The sequence below is a fragment of the Acinetobacter sp. BIGb0102 genome, assembly GCF_003815055.1.
GTDB classification, from domain to species: domain Bacteria; phylum Pseudomonadota; class Gammaproteobacteria; order Pseudomonadales; family Moraxellaceae; genus Acinetobacter; species Acinetobacter vivianii.
Window position 1 is genome coordinate 493,862 of the sequence record NZ_RKQE01000010.1, and the last position, 17,944, is coordinate 511,805.

17 protein-coding genes are annotated in these 17,944 nt (G+C 41.8%); 6 read left to right on the forward strand and 11 right to left on the reverse strand.

Annotated elements, in window-relative coordinates; genetic code table 11:
- Genes paaG through paaA form a run of 7 tightly spaced genes read right to left on the reverse strand, consistent with a single transcriptional unit; the run spans window position 1 to window position 5,209 of the window.
- Window positions 1-792: a 2-(1,2-epoxy-1,2-dihydrophenyl)acetyl-CoA isomerase PaaG gene (gene paaG / locus EC846_RS05030; RefSeq protein WP_123774419.1), complete on the reverse strand. Its 792-nt coding sequence runs from the start codon at window positions 790-792 to the stop codon at window positions 1-3.
- A complete protein-coding gene (locus EC846_RS05035) occupies window positions 792-1,565 on the reverse strand; it encodes an enoyl-CoA hydratase-related protein (protein ID WP_123774569.1) in 774 nt (257 codons plus the stop codon). The genes paaG and EC846_RS05035 overlap by 1 nt, the downstream gene beginning before the upstream one ends.
- A gap of 10 nt (window positions 1,566-1,575) precedes the next feature.
- Window positions 1,576-2,637: a 1,2-phenylacetyl-CoA epoxidase subunit PaaE gene (gene paaE, locus EC846_RS05040; protein WP_123774420.1), complete on the reverse strand. Its 1,062-nt coding sequence runs from the start codon at window positions 2,635-2,637 to the stop codon at window positions 1,576-1,578.
- A 23-nt stretch (window positions 2,638-2,660) separates the two neighbouring features.
- Window positions 2,661-3,161 (reverse strand): 1,2-phenylacetyl-CoA epoxidase subunit PaaD, encoded by a 501-nt coding sequence (paaD, locus tag EC846_RS05045; protein ID WP_123774421.1) that lies wholly within the window; start codon window positions 3,159-3,161, stop codon window positions 2,661-2,663.
- A 16-nt stretch (window positions 3,162-3,177) separates the two neighbouring features.
- Complete coding sequence (gene paaC / locus EC846_RS05050; protein WP_123774422.1) at window positions 3,178-3,933, reverse strand: 1,2-phenylacetyl-CoA epoxidase subunit PaaC; 756 nt, start codon at window positions 3,931-3,933, stop codon at window positions 3,178-3,180.
- 12 nt (window positions 3,934-3,945) lie between these two features.
- Entirely contained in the window at window positions 3,946-4,236 is a 291-nt protein-coding gene (gene paaB / locus EC846_RS05055) for a 1,2-phenylacetyl-CoA epoxidase subunit PaaB (protein ID WP_004772025.1), read from the reverse strand.
- Window positions 4,237-4,270: 34 nt separating this feature from the next.
- The gene (paaA, locus tag EC846_RS05060) at window positions 4,271-5,209 is read right to left on the reverse strand and encodes a 1,2-phenylacetyl-CoA epoxidase subunit PaaA (protein ID WP_123774423.1); all 939 of its coding nucleotides are present in this window, start codon (window positions 5,207-5,209) and stop codon (window positions 4,271-4,273) included.
- Window positions 5,210-5,474: 265 nt separating this feature from the next.
- Between paaA and paaZ the strand changes: the two genes are divergently transcribed.
- From paaZ to EC846_RS05085, 5 genes are all read left to right on the forward strand, one after another.
- Entirely contained in the window at window positions 5,475-7,577 is a 2,103-nt protein-coding gene (gene paaZ, locus EC846_RS05065; RefSeq protein ID WP_123774424.1) for a phenylacetic acid degradation bifunctional protein PaaZ, read from the forward strand.
- An 87-nt stretch (window positions 7,578-7,664) separates the two neighbouring features.
- Window positions 7,665-7,955 (forward strand): DUF1330 domain-containing protein, encoded by a 291-nt coding sequence (locus EC846_RS05070; protein WP_123774425.1) that lies wholly within the window; start codon window positions 7,665-7,667, stop codon window positions 7,953-7,955.
- 416 nt (window positions 7,956-8,371) lie between these two features.
- On the forward strand, window positions 8,372-9,784 hold the full coding sequence (locus tag EC846_RS05075) for a spinster family MFS transporter (protein ID WP_123774426.1): 1,413 nt from the start codon (window positions 8,372-8,374) through the stop codon (window positions 9,782-9,784).
- Window positions 9,785-10,171: 387 nt separating this feature from the next.
- A complete protein-coding gene (locus EC846_RS05080; RefSeq protein WP_171409987.1) occupies window positions 10,172-11,458 on the forward strand; it encodes an acyl-CoA dehydrogenase family protein in 1,287 nt (428 codons plus the stop codon).
- A 15-nt stretch (window positions 11,459-11,473) separates the two neighbouring features.
- Window positions 11,474-12,673, forward strand: a complete 1,200-nt coding sequence (locus tag EC846_RS05085; protein WP_062847872.1) for an acyl-CoA dehydrogenase family protein — start codon at window positions 11,474-11,476, stop codon at window positions 12,671-12,673.
- A 74-nt stretch (window positions 12,674-12,747) separates the two neighbouring features.
- Here EC846_RS05085 and gorA read toward each other — a convergent pair whose 3' ends face one another.
- Window positions 12,748-14,100, reverse strand: a complete 1,353-nt coding sequence (gorA, locus tag EC846_RS05090; protein WP_123774428.1) for a glutathione-disulfide reductase — start codon at window positions 14,098-14,100, stop codon at window positions 12,748-12,750.
- 158 nt (window positions 14,101-14,258) lie between these two features.
- The gene (locus EC846_RS05095; RefSeq protein ID WP_047427165.1) at window positions 14,259-15,503 is read right to left on the reverse strand and encodes an alkane 1-monooxygenase; all 1,245 of its coding nucleotides are present in this window, start codon (window positions 15,501-15,503) and stop codon (window positions 14,259-14,261) included.
- 189 nt (window positions 15,504-15,692) lie between these two features.
- On the opposite strand from EC846_RS05095, the gene EC846_RS05100 reads away from it, so the two are divergent.
- The gene (locus EC846_RS05100; protein WP_123774571.1) at window positions 15,693-16,625 is read left to right on the forward strand and encodes an AraC family transcriptional regulator; all 933 of its coding nucleotides are present in this window, start codon (window positions 15,693-15,695) and stop codon (window positions 16,623-16,625) included.
- A gap of 46 nt (window positions 16,626-16,671) precedes the next feature.
- Here the strand turns inward: EC846_RS05100 and lpxA are convergent, their stop codons facing one another.
- Both lpxA and fabZ read right to left on the reverse strand, forming a co-directional pair.
- Complete coding sequence (gene lpxA, locus EC846_RS05105) at window positions 16,672-17,460, reverse strand: acyl-ACP--UDP-N-acetylglucosamine O-acyltransferase (protein ID WP_123774429.1); 789 nt, start codon at window positions 17,458-17,460, stop codon at window positions 16,672-16,674.
- Window positions 17,457-17,942 carry a 3-hydroxyacyl-ACP dehydratase FabZ gene (gene fabZ, locus EC846_RS05110; RefSeq protein ID WP_004772011.1) on the reverse strand — a complete coding sequence of 162 codons (486 nt, stop codon included), beginning with the start codon at window positions 17,940-17,942 and terminating at the stop codon, window positions 17,457-17,459. Before fabZ ends, lpxA begins: the two co-directional genes overlap by 4 nt.
- Between the last annotated feature and the right edge of the window lie 2 nt (window positions 17,943-17,944).

The window sequence follows — 17,944 nt, forward strand, 5'->3', positions numbered from 1 at the left end:
TTAAAGCCCCTGAAAGTTTGGCTCACGCTTATTCATAAAGGCTTGTACGCCTTCACGATAATCTTCTGAACGACCAGCAATACGCTGTAGGTCTCGTTCTAGATGCATTTGCTCATCAAAGCTATGATTAGGGGATTGATGAATGGCTTTTTTAATCAATGAAAGACCAAAAGTCGGCTGTTTCGCGAGACATTCAGCCAGCTCAGTGACTTTTGTTTTTAATTCTGCATCTTCAGCAACATCCCAGATCATGCCCCATTCTTTGGCAGTTTCAGCTGGTAATTTATCACCGAGTAAAGTAAGGCCCATGGCACGTGCGTGACCGACTGCGCGTGGCAGGAACCATGTTCCACCCGAATCAGGTACCAGACCTAAACGGCAGAACGCCTGTACAAAGTTGGCAGATTTAGCTGCAATCACCAGATCACAGGCCAAAGCGATATTTGCACCTGCACCTGCCGCCACGCCATTCACTGCACAGATGACAGGTTTTGGCATATTCACAATGGTTCTAATCAGCGGGTTATAGTAAGTTTCAATTGAATACCCTAAATCTGGTGCAGCGGCATTCGGATCAACCACTCGATCGCCTAAATCTTGTCCTGCACAAAAACCACGACCTTCACCACTGATTACGATGCAGCGAACGTCCTGTTTTTTTGCCCAAAGATTCAAAACCTCAGCCACCTCACGGTGCATGTCCACGTTAAAGCTATTCAATGCTTGTGGACGATTGAAGGTTAAATAACCCACACCATTTTTTTCTTCAATAATAATATTTTTATAGTCCATCACTCACCTCTAAAGATTGGTTTTCTTTTTTCAAAAAATGCGCTAATACCTTCATTCCGATCCTTGGTTGCTGCCAACCAGACAAAGTTTTGTCGTTCGGATTTCAGTCCCTGACTTAATGTTGTCTCATGAATACTTTTGATCGATTGCTTGATTACCCGAATCGCTAAAGGTGCTTGTTTGGCAATCTTACTTGCCAATTGAATGGCATATTCCACCGTGAGGGCGGTGGGTACCACCTCGCTACAGATACCATGCTGCTGTGCTTGCTTGACTGAGATCATTTCCCCTGTCATTGCCCAGCGCATGGTCAGTTGCTGGCCGACCAAACGTGCTAAACGTTGTGTGCCACCTGCACCAGGTAACATCCCTAAACCAATCTCAGGCAGAGCAAATTTGGTATTGTCACCACAAATCACGATATCCGAATGTAGAACCAGTTCAAATCCAGCACCCAAGGCATAACCATTCACTGCTGCGATGATTGGCTTAGTAAATGCATCGATCTTCTGCCATAACTTTGGACGAATATCGAGTTGTAAGGACACCGCATCCATTGCCGCCAATTCGCTCAGATCGGCACCCGCAGCAAAGCAATTGTGATTGCCCGTTAACACAACCACTTTTACTTGAGGATCGTGTTCAGCCTGTTCCAACAAATCACATAAATACTGTAAGGTGGCATTATTTAAGGCATTACGTTTTTCTGGACGGTTTAAGCTCAGTAGCATGACGCCCTCAAGTGGTGTTTCAACCTGAATCAATGTTTGCATCGCTGTTTCTCTACTCATCAAAGCTCAAACGCACATTCGCGCCTTTCGGTAAAGTCTGGCAGCTCAGTACATAGCCTTTTTCCACCTCATCCTCTTCAAGGCTATAATTCAGGAACATATCCACTTCACCTGAAAGTACCTTGCAGCGACAGGTGGCACATACGCCACCTTTACAGGCATAAGGCAAATCCGCACCTGCACGTAATGCAGCATCGAGAATACTTTCGTCCTCTTGTCCAACCGCAACAATCAACTCTCGTCCATCTAGCACGATGTTGACTTTTTCTTCCTTACGATTGGCATCAGCTTCTGCTGGACGTTTACGAATATGACCTGTGTTAAAACGTTCCGTATGAATGCGCTCTTTCGTAATCCCCAAATCAGGTAACAGGCTTTCGACGGTATCCATCATTTCATCAGGGCCACAAGCAAACACATGGTCAAAGTCTGACTCTAATACGTCATGTTCAAATAACTGCTTGAGCTTCTTTTCATCAATACGACCATTCAGCAGCTCACTGTCGTTAAACTCCCGCGAAAAGATATTGATGAGCTGGAAACGTTCTTTAAACTGGTCTTTCAAATCCATAATCTGCTCGGAAAACATAGTCTGTTTCCACGAACGATTGCCATATAACAAGGTAAAATTTGCTGACTCTTGCTCAAATAACACTTGTTTAATGATGGAAAGAATTGGGGTAATTCCACTGCCCGCAGCAATCCCTAAATAGGCTTGACCGCCCGTACGTGCCGCTTTCTGAAAAAACACACCTTGTGGTGGCATGACTTCCAGTACATCACCCACTTTTAAATGCTCATTGGCCCAATTGGAAAATTGGCCCTGCTCAATCTTTTTGACTGCAATGCTGATGTCTTCTTTTGGCGCATAACTACAGATTGAATAGCAACGGCGAATTTCCCCCGCTTCGGTTAAATGGCGAATAGTGAGATGCTGGCCTGGCTGAAATTGAAACTGTTGCTGTTGTTCTGCGGCCAGATCAAAGGCAATGCAAATCGCCTGATCCGTCTGTGGTGTAATTGTTTTTACTTTTAATGGAATAAATTGGCTCATGGCTGATTTCCTTATCCAAGACTTTAAATACATTTAAAATAATCAAAGGGTTCAAGGCAGTCCTGACATTTGTACAAGGCTTTGCAAGCGGTGGAGCTGAACTCGGTTAACAATCGGGTTTTACGACTTTTACAATGGGGACACACCACGCCATCGCTCAGATGTACATGCGTTCCGCATTGCTGTGCCGTACCTTCTGGTGGGGCAATGCCATAGGCTTGCAGTTTCTGCTTACCTGCATCCGACATCCAGTCCGTGGTCCATGCTTCTGATAGATCAATGATGACTTTTGCGGGAATCAAATCTTCTGCTGTCAGTGCTTCGACAATCTGTGCTTTTAACAAGTCAGTGGCTGGACAACCGCTGTAAGTGGGCGTTAATCGAACAATAATTTCTTGCTGTTCATTCAACTCCACACCACGGATCATGCCCAAATCCACCACCGACAGCACTGGAATCTCTGGATCGCTGACGTTTTGTAAAACATCCCAACATTGATCAATACAATGACGAATCATGTGCATAGCGATACTCCTTGCCTTACCAAGTCATCTCAGGATAACTGCGTTGAATGGATTGCATTTCAGCCAACAGAAAACCCAGATGCTCGGTATGCAAACCTTGTTTGGCACCACGACGGTAGGCACCATTTGCAGGAATGCTCAATTCAAAACGCTTGAGTTCGGCAGCTACGACCTGATCCCATTGTGCTTTTTCGCGAGATAAATCAGGAATGATGCCTTGCTCAACCAGTGTTTTTTCTTCCGCAGTCAACTCGAACAGTTCAGCGCTAAAACGCCACAAATTGTCTAATGCCTGTTGTACACGTTGATGTGCCTCTGCCGTGCTGAGGCTTAAACGTTCCATCCAGCTGGTTGAGAAACGAATGTGATACTTGGCTTCTTTTAAAGATTTCACCGCCAATGCCGCGACTTCTGGCGTTGCGGATTGGGTTAACGCCGTTAATAACAACACATGGTAATGATCCATCAGCCATTGACGTACAATGGTTTGCGCAAAATCACCATTCGGTTGTTCACACAACAATAAGTTCAAAAACTCACGTTCATTACGGAAATAAGCCAATTGGTCTTCATCACGTTTTTCAGCTTCGTATTGTCCTGCCAAAGTCAGAAAATTTCGGGATTGGCCTAGTAAATCCAGACCAATATTGGCTAAAGCAATATCAATTTCCAGTTCAGGCGCATGACCACACCACTCGGCCAGACGTTGTGCCAACACCAGTTGACTGTCACCGATATGTAATAAAAACTTCGATAAAACCGTGTTATTCATTTTCATACTCCCTTACATGTGCTCAATGCCATCAGGGATATGATAGAAAGTCGGATGACGATAGACTTTGTCCAATGCAGGTTCAAAAAACTCGGCTTTTTCATCTGGCTGTGAAGATTTAATCAGTTCCGAACGCACCACCCAGATACTGATACCTTCATTGCGGCGGGTATATACATCACGTGCATTTTGCAGGGCGATCTCATCATCAGGCGCGCGTAAACTGCCAACATGACGGTGACTTAAACCCTGCTTACTCCGCACGAACACTTCATAAAGTGACCAATTGTTCTTATTTTCCATTGCGATATCCTTAAATTTTTCCATCAATTCTTTTTTAAGCAACTTTACCGACTTGGTTTTGCTGTTTTTTGGCGTAGACAACGGCTGCATCACGCACCCACTTGCCATTTTCCCAAGCCTTGCGGCGTGCTTCGATCCGTTCGTGATTGCAAGGCCCACGACCTGCAATCACCTCATTAAATTCTTGCCAGTTAATTTCGCCATAGCTGTAATGACCAGTTTCCTCATTCCATTTCAAATCCGCATCAGGCACAGTCAAGCCAAGCTGTAAGATTTGCGGTACGGTGTTATCGACAAACTTCTGGCGCAATTCATCATTACTAAAGCGCTTGATTCCCCATGCCATACTTTGTGCACTGTTTGGAGAATGCTCATCACTTGGGCCAAACATCATCAATGCAGGCCACCAGAAACGGTTCACTGCATCTTGCGCCATCTGTATTTGTTCAGGAGATCCAGCAGCCAATGCCATCATGGCTTCAAAACCCTGACGCTGATGGAAACTTTCTTCTTTACAGATTCGCACCATGGCACGCGCATACGGGCCATAAGAGGTACGGCATAAAGCCACCTGATTGACAATCGCAGCACCATCCACCAGCCAGCCAATCGCCGCCACATCGGCCCAGCTCACCGTTGGATAATTAAAGATCGATGAATATTTCATTTTTCCATCAATCAATTTTTCCATCATCTCATCACGGTCTGCACCTAAGGTTTCAGCCGCACTGTAAAGATAGAGACCATGCCCTGCTTCATCCTGAACTTTTGCCAGCAATACAGCTTTACGTTTCAACGTTGGTGCACGGGTAATCCAGTTACCTTCTGGCAGCATCCCGACAATTTCCGAATGACCGTGTTGTCCAATCTGACGAATCAAGGTTTTACGATAAGCCTCAGGCATCTCATCTTTGGCTTCAATGGTGATGTCATTGGCAATGTTGTGCTCAAATTTCTGATAATTATTTTCCATGTTTCAATTCCTTGAGGATTTCATCCATGAATCTATTTTTCGATACACATAAAACAAAGTCAATCAATATTTTTGTATCAAATTAAAATCAACCATAAAATCAAATTCAAACAATTGATTTAGTTAATATTAATTAAATTAATAAAAATTTTATTCAAGCTTAAAAACAAAATAAGGTTGACTTTTAGCTCAATCAATATGAAATTATGAATCATATTTTAAGTATTTCTATAATTGATGTATCACATAAAAATGGAGTTTGATCATGCTTGAACAAGCACATCTAGAAGAAGCAACCACGGATATTAAAGAACAAAGCTCAAGCCAGCAGTTAAGCAAACTGGCGTCTTATGTCTATGGAATCTGGCATTCAAGTCATGAAGAGACACGTACCGTTGTACATGCAATTACTGGTGCCCCAATCTATAGCGTCAGCAGTCATGGCATCGATATGCAACAGGTCGTGCAATATGCCAAGCAAAATGGTACTGAACTGGCAAACTGGACTTTTCATCAACGTGCCAATGCCCTAAAGCAAATTGCCCAACATTTACTTGAGCAAAAAGAACAGTTCTATAGCTTGGCTCATGCCACTGGTGCGACACGTAAAGATGCCTGGATTGATATCGAAGGCGGGATTCAGACCTTATTCGCCTATTCAAGTCTGGTACGCCGTGAACTGAATGATGAAAAAATTATTACCGAAGATAGCTGGATTCAGCTCTCTAAAAACGGCACCTTTGGCGCGAAACACATTTTAAGTCCTAAAGCTGGTGTTGCTGTGCATATCGATGCCTTTAACTTCCCAATCTGGGGCATGCTGGAAAAAATTGCGCCAACGCTCTTGGCTGGTGTCCCTTGTATTGTTAAACCTGCAACTGAAGGCGCTCAACTGACTCAAGCCGTGGTTAAGGCGATTGTTGCAACGGGTATTTTACCCAAAGGTTCGCTACAACTGATCTGTGGTCAAATTTATGATCTTTTTGATTATTTAGGCCCTCAAGACTGCGTCACCTTTACAGGTTCAGCATATACAGGCCAAAAGCTTCGCAATCATCCGCACTTAAATAAATACTCCATTCCATTCAGTATGGAAGCAGATTCAGTCAATAGCGCGATTCTCAGTCCAGAAGCGAATGAAGCAACGCTAGATCTGTTTGTACGCGAAGTGTTTCGTGAAATGACCACCAAAGCTGGACAAAAATGTACCGCCATTCGCCGTGCCTTTGTTCCTCATGCTCTACTTGAACAAGTCCAGCAAAAGCTGAGCGCCAAACTGGCAAAAGTTGTGGTTGGAGATCCACAAAAACCTGACACAACGATGGGCGCCCTAGCCAGCCCTAAACAAAAACTGGATGTAGCAGCCAAAGTTGCTGAACTGGCAAAAGAAGCCCAAATTGTGTTTGGTGGCGATAGCGCATTTAAATTTAATGCAGATCATCCAGACAAAGGCGCCTTCTTTCCACCGACCCTCTTGCGCTGCGAAAAACCATTAGAAGCCATCTCAGTGCATACCACTGAAGCATTCGGCCCGGTATGTACCTTGATGCCTTATCAATCAATCGACGAACTTGCCGATCTGGTGGCTCGTGGTGAAGGCAGTCTGGTGGCCTCCGTGGTAAAAAATGCGGATGAAAATATTGAGCAGATTATTCAAAAAATTGCACCGTGGCACGGTCGTGTTCATATTCTGGATGAAGAGTCAGCCAAAGAAAGTACAGGACATGGTTCTCCACTGCCTCATCTTGTACACGGCGGCCCAGGCCGTGCGGGTGGCGGTGAAGAACTTGGCGGCATTCGTGCAGTCAAACACTATATGCAACGCACAGCGATTCAAGGTTCACCGAATAGCCTGACGCAAGTCACCCATTCATGGACGGCGGGTTCAAATATTAATGAAGACCGAGTTCATCCATTTAAAAAATCATTTGATGAACTGGTGATTGGTGAACGTTTACTGACTGCACGCCGTACCGTGACTGAAGCAGATATTGTCAATTTTGCTTGCCTCAGTGGTGACTATTTCTATGCCCATACCGACAAAATCGCTGCGGCAGATTCTTTCTTCGGTGAACGTGTTGCGCATGGCTACTTCATTGTTTCAGCAGCAGCAGGCTTATTTGTTGATGCTGCTCAAGGCCCTGTGATTGCCAATTATGGTATGGATAATTTACGTTTTGTTGAACCAGTCAAAATTGGCGATTCGATTCGAGTAGAACTGACCTGCAAACAGAAAACACCAAAACCGCAAAAAGATCCATCTCAACCCGAACATGGTGTGGTGGTTTGGGATATCAAAGTGAAAAATCAACATGATGAACTAGTGGCGACTTATGATATTTTAACTTTGGTTGCCCGCGCAGCTTAAATTACCCAGATTGATGGATACCATCAGGTGTCCATCAATCATTTAAAAATTCATAATCTTAAAAATAAGTTCAATTCAGGAAAATCCATGAGTGCCTATATCATTCTGATTCGTAAAGAATTAAAAAACCAAGATGAAATGAAGACCTATACCACGTTGGCACGTCAAGCCAGCCAAGGCTTCGATGCTGAACCCATCGTTTTTTATGGGCAATCGATTGCTTTGGAAAATATCGAAACTGATGGCGTTGCAATTATCAAATTTAGCACGATGCAGGAAGCACAGAACTGGTATCACAGTGATGCCTATCAACAGGCCAAAATACATCGTGATTTGGCAGGTGAATATATTGTGATTTTGACAGAAGGTTTAAGCTGATTTAATTATCAAACTAAAAAATTATATAAAACTTAGAAATAGAGTCATATTTTTAATTATCCTTCTTTTATTATAGACGGGAGGAATTATATTGTATGCATCATAATAAAAATATAGCGCAATTCATAATACAGTTATTTTAAAACTCATAATAACAACGGCGTATTAAATTAACAAAATCCACGATAAATCTTTAATAAATAAGTCCTATTTTGTATGAAAAAATTTCCTCAACCTTCCTGTTTATAAAAAATTTATCCATTTTCTTTATTCTTTCGAGTAATTTTCACTTTTATTTTAATTGTGTATTGCTTGATCAATTAAAACTTTATATAAATAAACATACGATACCAAAAAACAAATAATTTAATAAAAAAGTATCAATTTAAAATCCCAGTCATCACAGGAAGATGCAAATGAATGATAACAACCTAGAAAATGTGCTCGGCAGGAATGAGCACGAAACCAACCACTCACCCGAGCATACGGTACAGAAAGAGCAAGAACTTCATACTCAAGAAAGCTTCGGCTATCAATGGTATGTCGTCGTGATCTGTATGGTGGCTTATATTCTTTCTTTTGTAGATCGCCAGATTCTGTCCTTGATGATCGAACCGATTAAACAAGATCTCATGTTAACTGACACGCAGTTCAGCTTATTACAAGGCCTGGCTTTCTCTTTATTTTATGCCTTTATGGGCATTCCGATTGCTGCGCTTGCAGACAAAAAATCACGAATCAAGATTATTTCTATAGGCATCGCCTTCTGGAGTCTTGCTACAGCAGCATGTGGCTTGAGTAAAAACTTTATCCAGATGTTTATTGCCCGATTAAGTGTCGGTGCGGGCGAAGCCGCTTTATCACCAGCATTTTATTCGATCGTTACAGACCTATTCCCCAAGGAAAAACTGGGACGTGCTTTAGGTTTATATGCGATTGGGGCATTCATTGGTTCAGGTCTGGCCTTTCTGATTGGCGGTTATGTGATTAGCCTGTTAAAAAATATGGATATGGTCGTTTTGCCTGTGATCGGACAATTAAAAACATGGCAACTCACCTTCTTTATCGTAGGATTACCAGGTGTTTTGCTGGCTTTAGTCATGATTCTGACGGTGAAAGAACCTAAACGTAAAGGTTTAAAGCTGGATCAGAATGGACAGGTCATACAGGCATCGTTTAAAAACTCCATTGCATTTATCAAAACCCACAAAAAAACCTTCTTTTGTCATTTTATTGGTTTTTCTTTCTATACCATGATGCTTTACTCACTGCTGGGCTGGGCACCTGCATTCTATATGCGTCACTTTGGTTTAGATGCCAGCCAAACAGGTTATATCCTCGGAAGTATCATTTTAATTGCCAATACCGCAGGCGCATTATTTTGTGGATGGCTAATCGATTACTTTTCTAAAAAAGGATATAGCGATGTTGCCATTCGGGCAGGTATGATCGGCTGTGCCGCGCTTGTACTACCAAGTGTTCTATTCACTCAAGTTGACAATATGTATCTATCCTTTGGCCTAATTTTTATAGCCATGTTCTTCTCAACTTTTCCAATTCCAGCCTCAGCAGCGGCCACCCAAATGCTCACTCCAAATCAATTACGCGCTCAGGTTTCAGCCAAATTTTTGCTTATCTCTAATCTAATTGCATTAGGTGTCGGTACAACAGCAGTCGCGTTATTAACTGATAAATATTTTGAAAATACACTGATGGTTGGTAACTCCATTTCGATTGTAAATGCGATTGCAGGAATAATTGGTGTTTTCTTGCTGTTTAAGGGATGCAAATATTATCGGGAAAGCATCCTTCTTGAAAAACTGAATTAAAACAGTCTACTTTAAGCCTTTCTTATTTGTAGTTTAAGGAAGGCTTGAATCTAAGTGCTCAAATAAAAACGCTATCTGGAATGACGTATTTCTAAAGCTGAATAAAAATTTGACTGGCGAATCCATCTAACTAAATGATTCCAGACTGGATCTTTTGCCAATCTTCAATGAGCTAAACTTAAACTTTGTCATTTTGGTCAATTTTTTTAAAAATTATTTTTATGATATTTTTTAAAATACATAAAAAACAAAAACCTATAAAACTTTAAATAGGCATTTTACCCTTTATCTTTCTCCAGTCTGCATGTCAAACAAGACATAGTCTTTTGATCAGGAGCATGTCAGCATAATTTTACAACCATCCTTCAGGATATAACCATGTCGAATATGATGAATAAGGCTCAAGGGTTTGGGCTATCTTTGATCACCAAAATCGCAGGAAGCGAAGTGCTTGATCAACTCAAATTAAGAAAATTTGTAGAAAAATCATTATATCAAGGTTCAAAAACAGGCTTTAAGGTACTTAATAAAACTCAAAAAGCATTTAAGCCTCAACCCATCGATAAACAACGTCTCCCGAATCAGACCAACAAAAATCTGTTTGATCTCAGCCTGACCGAAGAGCAGCAAATGACCGTTGACGCGATGTCACAATTTGCAGAAGAAGTTTTATATACGCTGGCACACGATGCAGATCACCACGCGCAGTTTCCAGAACAACTCTGGCAACATCTGGTCGATCTGGGTTTAAACTACTACGCGCTTCCAGAAGCCTTGGGTGGCGTTGCAGCAGAAAAAAATATTGTTAGCAATATCCTGATTGCAGAAAATCTGGCAAAAGGCGATTTCAGCCTGACTGCGGGTTTACTCAGTACATTCAGCGTGATCAATGCCATAACCCGTTGGGGATCTACTCAAGTACAGTCCATGTATTTACCTGTATTTGCTGAAGATACCGATGTCACTGCAAGTTTTGCCTTCCAAGAAGCAACACCCGCATTTAACCCATTTCAGTTAAAGACCAAAGCCACAGAAGCCAATGGACAATTCTATATTACTGGTGAAAAAACCTTAGTAATTTTAGGCGATACCGCGGATGTCTTTCTGGTTAGTGCAGAATTTAACGGTCAGCCCGATATTTTCGTGGTGCAATCCAATGAAAGTATTGCCATCAAAGCCAATCCAGCGATGGGTTTAAAAGCTGCTGAAACCGCAACACTGCAATTCAACCACACCCCCGCTTTACGTTTAGGTGACAGCGATTTTGATTACACCGCTTTTGTCGATCTAGGCAACCTGATATGGTGTGCCATGGCTGTTGGAACCTGTGAAGCCATCAAAGCCTACTGTATTAAATATGCCAATGAGCGTACAGCCTTCGGTGAGCCTATTTCACATCGTCAAAGTGTAGCCTTCATGATTGCGGACATGGCTATTGAAATCGATGCCATGCGTATGCTGGTACTCAATGCTGCAAGCTTGGCAGAAGCCGGACAACCGTTCCATCGTGAAGCTTATCTTGCTCGCCTGCTCTGTGCTGAAAAATCAATGAAAATAGGTACGGATGGCGTACAAATTCTGGGTGGTCATGGCTTTACCAAGGAGCATCCTGTTGAACGCTGGTATCGCGACCTTCGTGCAACTGCAATCCTGCATTCTGGCCTGCACGCTTAATTTTGGAGAACTATAATGAACTTACAAAATCCGAAAAAATTCAAAATGCTGGTGGATCAGGCACACGAAACTGCGCTGAATGTTTTACGACCTATTTCCCGTAAATATGACAAAGCCGAACATGCTTACCCGAAAGAACTAGACATGCTTGCTGCCTTACTGGATGGCATGAATGAAAGTGGCGAAGGTGTCGGTGCAGCCAATGCCAGTAAACGCGGCACGGTAAACCCAGATACAGTTGTAAATGGCGGCAATATGTCAGCAGCGCTGGGCATTATTGAAATGTGTTACGGTGATACAGGCTTATTACTGAGCATGCCTCGTCAAGGTTTAGGTAACTCTGCCATTGCAGCGGTTGCCAATGATGAACAGTTAGAACGCTTCAAAGGCACTTGGGCCGCGATGGCGATCACAGAACCCGGTTGTGGTTCTGACTCGGCAGCAATTCGCACTACAGCAACCAAAGATGGTGATGACTATATCCTGAATGGTGAAAAAATCTTTGTCACCTCAGGTGAACGTGCCGACTCGGTGGTGGTGTGGGCAACATTAGATAAAAAGCTAGGTCGTGCTGCGATTAAATCATTCGTGGTACCCAAAGGCACATCTGGAATGAAGGTTGAGCGTCTGGAACATAAACTCGGAATTAAAGCTTCAGATACCGCGGTGATTAGCTTTATTGACTGTCGTGTGCCTGCTGCCAATCTGTTAGGTAATCCTGAGATTGACGTGGCAAAAGGCTTTGCTGGCGTGATGGAAACCTTTGACAATACCCGTCCACTGGTTGCAGCAATGGCAATTGGTTGTGCCAAAGCCTCGTTAGAGCGAATTAAAGAAATCTTTAAAGATCAGCTTGATCCAGACTACAAAACACCCTACTTACAAACTTCAAATTTAGCTGCGCAAATCTATCGAATGGAAGCTGAATGGGAAGCCGCCCGTTTGTTAATGATTAAAGCAACGTGGATGGCCGACAATAAAAAGCCGAATTCAAAAGAAGCATCGATTGCCAAAGCGAAAGCTGGACGGGTTGGCAATGAAATTACACTAAAATGTGTCGAGCTGGCTGCCAGTGTCGGTTATGGCGAAGATGAATTACTGGAAAAATGGGCACGTGATTCAAAAATTCTGGATATTTTTGAAGGGACACAGCAAATTCAGCAATTGATCATTGCCCGTCGTGAATTGGGTAAATCATCCAGTGAATTGAAATAATTGTTGCTTTACTTATTCAATGCGAAGAAAAAGGACGTGTTCAGCACGTCCTTTCTATTTTAATAAATAATGTTTTATCTCATCGTCACAAACTCTTCTGCTGAGGTCGGATGAATGGCAACGGTATTATCAAAATCTTGCTTGGTCGCGCCCATTTTCAAGGCCACTGCAAAGCCTTGTAAAATTTCATCCATGCCAAAACCGATACCGTGGATACCGACAATTTTTTCATTTTCACCCACACAAACCAATTTCATTTTGGTCGGCTGACGATGTTGTGTAATGGCGCTGTACATCGCAGTAAAGGATGAGTTATACACTTTTACCGCTTGTTGCCCGTATTGCTCTATGGCTTCTTTTTCAGTAATCCCCACTGTACCAATCGGCGGATGACTAAATACCACGGTCGGAATATTGTCATAGTCCAGATGTTCATCTGGTTTATGATTAAATAATCGCTCAGAGAGTCTCCGTCCAGCAGCCACAGCAACCGGTGTCAGTTCCATTTTCCCGGCAATATCACCCACCGCATACACGCCTTGCTGTGAGGTATTCTGGAATTTATCGACTTGAATATAGCCTCGCTCATCCAGTTGGACATTGGCTTTATCTAGATTCAAACTCGCAGTATTTGGCTCTCGTCCCGTTGCCCAGATTAAGCAATCAACCGTATAGGTTTCGCCATTTTCTAAATGTAAAGTAACGGAATCATCGTCATTTTTTGTGATTTTCTTTGGCACTGCTTGGTTATGGACGCTGATACCATCAGTTTGCATGATCTCCACCAAGGTTTCACTAACAAATGAATCAAAGCGTCTTACGGGTAAATCTTTACGAATAAACAATCCAACTTGCGAACCCAAAGCATTGAGTACACCCGCCAACTCAACAGCGATATAGCCTGAACCAATCACGGCAGTTGTTTTAGGTAAAGCTGTAAGCTCAAAGAAACCGTTCGAATCAATACCATATTCAGCCCCTTCAATATGTGGTAATGACGGCTGTGTCCCAGTTGCAATCAGAATATGATCTGCTGTGAATTTCTCACCGTTGACTTCGATAGTATTTTTATCAATAAAATGAGCCGCGCCATGAATTAAATCAACTTTATTCTTGCTTAGGCTATTTTGATAGGACTGATGAATCCGATCGATATAAGCCTGTCTATTCTTAATTAAAGTCTGCCAATCGAAAGATTCAACTTTACTGTTAAAGCCATAATCTGGACCATATTTATGGATGGCCTCAGCCACATGAGCCGCATACCACATCACCTTTTTAGGCACACAACCTACGTTGACACAGGTTCCACCGAGCTCGGCTTTTTCAATTAAGGCACATTTTTTCCCGTACATGGCAGCACGATTCACTGATGCAATGCCACCACTACCAGCACCAATCGCAATATAATCATAATGTTTTGTCATCTTTGCCTCATAAATTGCTTATAAAATTATTCTTAAGTTATACATAGATATACAGCAAGAAGATGCAAAATCTGTACTTGGTTAAAGTTTTAATACAAGAAAATAAAAAGGCACTGATAATGATTCACCAGTGCCCTGCTTTTGCAATGTTTTTTAGATTATGCAGTTGCTACCTGTTCTGTAGAAACTTCATTTAATGATTGGTCAACTACACCAAATTTCTTAAATAGTTTGGCACGACGTTTTGGATAAATATTGGCTTTATTCAAGTCACCTTTATAGTGATCAAAAACACGCTTATCCATCATTTTTGACCATAGTGGTGGAATCAAAGCAGGTAATAACATACTTGCATAACCACTCGGTAATTCTGGCGCTTCATCAAAATGACGCAATGCCTGGAATGGACGGGTTGGATAAGCGTGATGGTCTGAATGGCGCTGTAATTGATATAAGAACAAATTGGTCACAATATTATTATTGTTCCAGCTATGCTCAGGCATGGTGCGCTCATATTTACCATTCTTGTCTTTTTGGCGTTTTAAACCATAGTGTTCGATATAGTTAATAATTTCAAACAAACTAATGCCATAGAAAGCCTGCGTTGCTAAATAAGGAATTACGCCCTTACCAAACAGACCGACCATTGAGCCATGAAACGCGGCACTCATGCCCCAACCTTGTAGCAATTCATTGTCCCTTGACCAGAACTCTTTGCCTTTACGTTTTAAACGCGTCGTTTCGATTTCAATTGCTGATTTGAAAGAGCCAATGACGGTACGTGGCCAAAACTCATAGAACGTTTCACCCATTTGTGAAGATGCTGGATCTTCAGGTGTCGCAGCACGTTTATGGTGACCATAAGGATGTTCAACACGGAAATGGTTATACCCTGTTGGTACCAACGCCAAATGTGAAAGAATATGGTCAATACGATCAGATTTATGACTTAGCTCATGTGCAGTATTAATGGCAATCCCATTAATTGCGCCCATTGAAATACCTAGAAAAATCTTATCAATGAAAGAGGTTTCTTTACGGCTTGATAAATAACATGCATAAACATTGGCTGCATATTGTAGTGGAATAAAGCTTTTTACCAATCGAGAATAATATGGGTCTTTTTCTAACAGCTTAATATCTTCATCGGTTGGATTATTGGCATCTTTCCCAATAATCGTATCAATTGTTGGAATCACAATGTGTAAAACAATTGGACCACCTAAAGCAAAGATTTTTTTCAATGGGCGTGGTGCAAATTGATAACCTGCCAAAATACCAATTCCGATTACAGGTAAAGCTGGGCTAATGGCCCATAAATAACGTTTCCGATCCAACTGAGTTTTTGACTTTGGAATGCTTACTGGCGTAAGTTCTTGCTCAACATTTACTGGCGCATTCATCATCGAATCCATGTCTTTGTATATATAAGTATATTTTGAGGAATTATGGAATTCATGACAGTTGCAAGCGTCCAAAAAAGCTATGTCAAAGTCTTTGGCATCATCCTCCCTGTTTTTGTCCTATAAACACATATTGAGTTATTGGCACAGCTCTCTATAATTTAAATGAATACATCGTTAAAAAATCATATGGATGCTTTAAGTAAAATATTTGCTGATATTCATTTAAATCACACTGAATATATCTACTTGAAAACTCAGGGAGAATGGAGTTTTATCTGCCAAGATCAAAGCGCCTTAATTGTTCATATTGTTTTAGTTGGTTCTGTTTTTATTCAAATTGATGCGCAAAATAGTTTAACTGCACATGCTGGCGAAATTGTGGTGATTTCTTCAGGGAAAGCTCATACAGGTGCAGATAATGCGATTACCAAACTGGTCGATGCCGTTGATATTTCAAAATTGTTCGATGGTCATAAAGAAGAAGCCATCGAATTCGGCACACAGTCATCCGAAAAAAATCTCATTCTGACGGTACGCTGCCAGATTGACACTATTATGGCTCGTCCTTTTATTCAGGCCTTACCACCCATTATTCACCTCCAGCACGGAGATACCAATGCACCAGAATGGCTACAAATTGGCTTACATTTCCTTGCCTTAGAAACACAAAATATTCAGGCAGGCCGCGATATCATTATTGATCATCTCGTGAATATCTTATTAATCAAATGTATTCGAGATCATATTCAACAAATCTCAACTCAACATGGTTGGCTCAGTGCCTTAAATCATCCAGAACTCAGCAATAGTCTAGCTGCAATCCATAACCATCCCGAAGATGCATGGACGGTTGAATCATTGGCAGAACAATGCTGTATGTCACGCTCCAAGTTTGCCAGCCTCTTCCATGAAGTGATTGGTGAATCACCTCTCGCCTATTTACAGCAGCATCGCATGCGTCTGGCAAGTCAATATCTGCGTAAAAGCAATCACTCAATACAACAGATTGCCAATAAAGTGGGTTACTCCTCAGAAACGGCTTTTAGCCAAGCCTTTAAACGCACGTTTGAGCATTCACCTAAACAATATCGACAACAATTTGTAGAAGAAGAAAATTGAGCATAAAAAAAGACACTATCGTGTCTTTTTTGCTTTGCATTATCGATTAACGCACAATACCACGTGTGGACTGTTCCAATGAATCGATGAATAGCTGAGCCTCAGGTGTTTTGACCAGAATTTCGTTGCGAATCTGTTCAATCGCCTGTTCAGTGGTTAAACCAGATTTATAGATCAGCTTGTAAGCTTCTCGTAAACCCTGAATGGTATCACGAGACCATCCTTTACGACGCATCCCTTCAATATTCATACCATAAGCACGCGCTGGATTACCAGAGGCCATGATATAGGCAGGTACGTCTTTAAGGATAAGCGCTGCACCACCGATCATACTATATGAGTCGATTTTGCAGAATTGATGAATACCCGCATTACCACCGACAATCACGTGATCGCCGACATGGACATGCCCTGCAACACCAACATTATTAGCAAAAATATTATGGTTACCAATAACACAGTCATGGGCAATATGCGTATTCACCATTAACAGGTTATGGTTACCGATTTTGGTCAGGCTGTGATCCTGAACCGTGCCACGATGCAAAGTACAATGCTCGCGAATCGAATTATGGTCACCGATTTCTAACCAGGTTTCTTCGCCTTGATATTTTAAATCCTGACAAATTTCCCCAATACTCGAGAACTGGAAAATATCATTATTTTTACCAATTCTCGTAAAACCACCAATGACAACATGTGAATGTAATTTTGTACCAGAGTCAATACTTACATTTGGACCCACAACACAATACGGACCAATTTGCACATCATTTGCAATTTCTGCAGACGGGTCAATAATTGCTGTGGGATGTATTAAATTCTGACTACTCATGTCTGCTCAATTTTCTGGTGTGAAATAATAATCTCTGCCGTTGCAGCAACAATGCCATCAACGCTAGCAGTACAATTGTACTTGTAAATGCCACGTTTTTGCATCACAAGTTCAGATTTTAAGACAAGCTGGTCACCTGCAACAACTTGTTTTTTAAATCTGATCTTTTCTGCGCCTGCAAATAAAAACAATGAACCTGCTTTCGGCTTTTGATTAGTTAAGACAAAACCCAAAATTCCAGAAACCTGCGCTAATGCTTCAATCATTAGTACGCCAGGCATAATTGGATAAGTCGGGAAATGCCCTTGGAAAAACTCTTCATTAATCGAGACGTTTTTATAACCGACAATACTGTTCTCAGTTATTTCCGTAACGCGATCAACTAATAAAAATGGATAACGATGGGGTAAATATTCACGAATGGTAAGAATATCCATTGGTAATTCAGGCATCGTAAATGCTGGAGATGTAGACTCAGTCATAA

Excerpts from the sequence above, each read along its gene's own strand:
- paaG (WP_123774419.1), bottom strand. The coding sequence starts at position 792 with ATGGACTATAAAAATATTATTATTGAAGAAAAAAATGGTGTGGGTTAT.
- EC846_RS05035 (WP_123774569.1), bottom strand. The coding sequence starts at position 1,565 with ATGCAAACATTGATTCAGGTTGAAACACCACTTGAGGGCGTCATGCTA.
- paaE (WP_123774420.1), bottom strand. The coding sequence starts at position 2,637 with ATGAGCCAATTTATTCCATTAAAAGTAAAAACAATTACACCACAGACG.
- paaD (WP_123774421.1), bottom strand. The coding sequence starts at position 3,161 with ATGCACATGATTCGTCATTGTATTGATCAATGTTGGGATGTTTTACAA.
- paaC (WP_123774422.1), bottom strand. The coding sequence starts at position 3,933 with ATGAATAACACGGTTTTATCGAAGTTTTTATTACATATCGGTGACAGT.
- paaB (WP_004772025.1), bottom strand. The coding sequence starts at position 4,236 with ATGGAAAATAAGAACAATTGGTCACTTTATGAAGTGTTCGTGCGGAGT.
- paaA (WP_123774423.1), bottom strand. The coding sequence starts at position 5,209 with ATGGAAAATAATTATCAGAAATTTGAGCACAACATTGCCAATGACATC.
- paaZ (WP_123774424.1), top strand. The coding sequence starts at position 5,475 with ATGCTTGAACAAGCACATCTAGAAGAAGCAACCACGGATATTAAAGAA.
- EC846_RS05070 (WP_123774425.1), top strand. The coding sequence starts at position 7,665 with ATGAGTGCCTATATCATTCTGATTCGTAAAGAATTAAAAAACCAAGAT.
- EC846_RS05075 (WP_123774426.1), top strand. The coding sequence starts at position 8,372 with ATGAATGATAACAACCTAGAAAATGTGCTCGGCAGGAATGAGCACGAA.
- EC846_RS05080 (WP_171409987.1), top strand. The coding sequence starts at position 10,172 with ATGATGAATAAGGCTCAAGGGTTTGGGCTATCTTTGATCACCAAAATC.
- EC846_RS05085 (WP_062847872.1), top strand. The coding sequence starts at position 11,474 with ATGAACTTACAAAATCCGAAAAAATTCAAAATGCTGGTGGATCAGGCA.
- gorA (WP_123774428.1), bottom strand. The coding sequence starts at position 14,100 with ATGACAAAACATTATGATTATATTGCGATTGGTGCTGGTAGTGGTGGC.
- EC846_RS05095 (WP_047427165.1), bottom strand. The coding sequence starts at position 15,503 with ATGAATGCGCCAGTAAATGTTGAGCAAGAACTTACGCCAGTAAGCATT.
- EC846_RS05100 (WP_123774571.1), top strand. The coding sequence starts at position 15,693 with ATGGATGCTTTAAGTAAAATATTTGCTGATATTCATTTAAATCACACT.
- lpxA (WP_123774429.1), bottom strand. The coding sequence starts at position 17,460 with ATGAGTAGTCAGAATTTAATACATCCCACAGCAATTATTGACCCGTCT.
- fabZ (WP_004772011.1), bottom strand. The coding sequence starts at position 17,942 with ATGACTGAGTCTACATCTCCAGCATTTACGATGCCTGAATTACCAATG.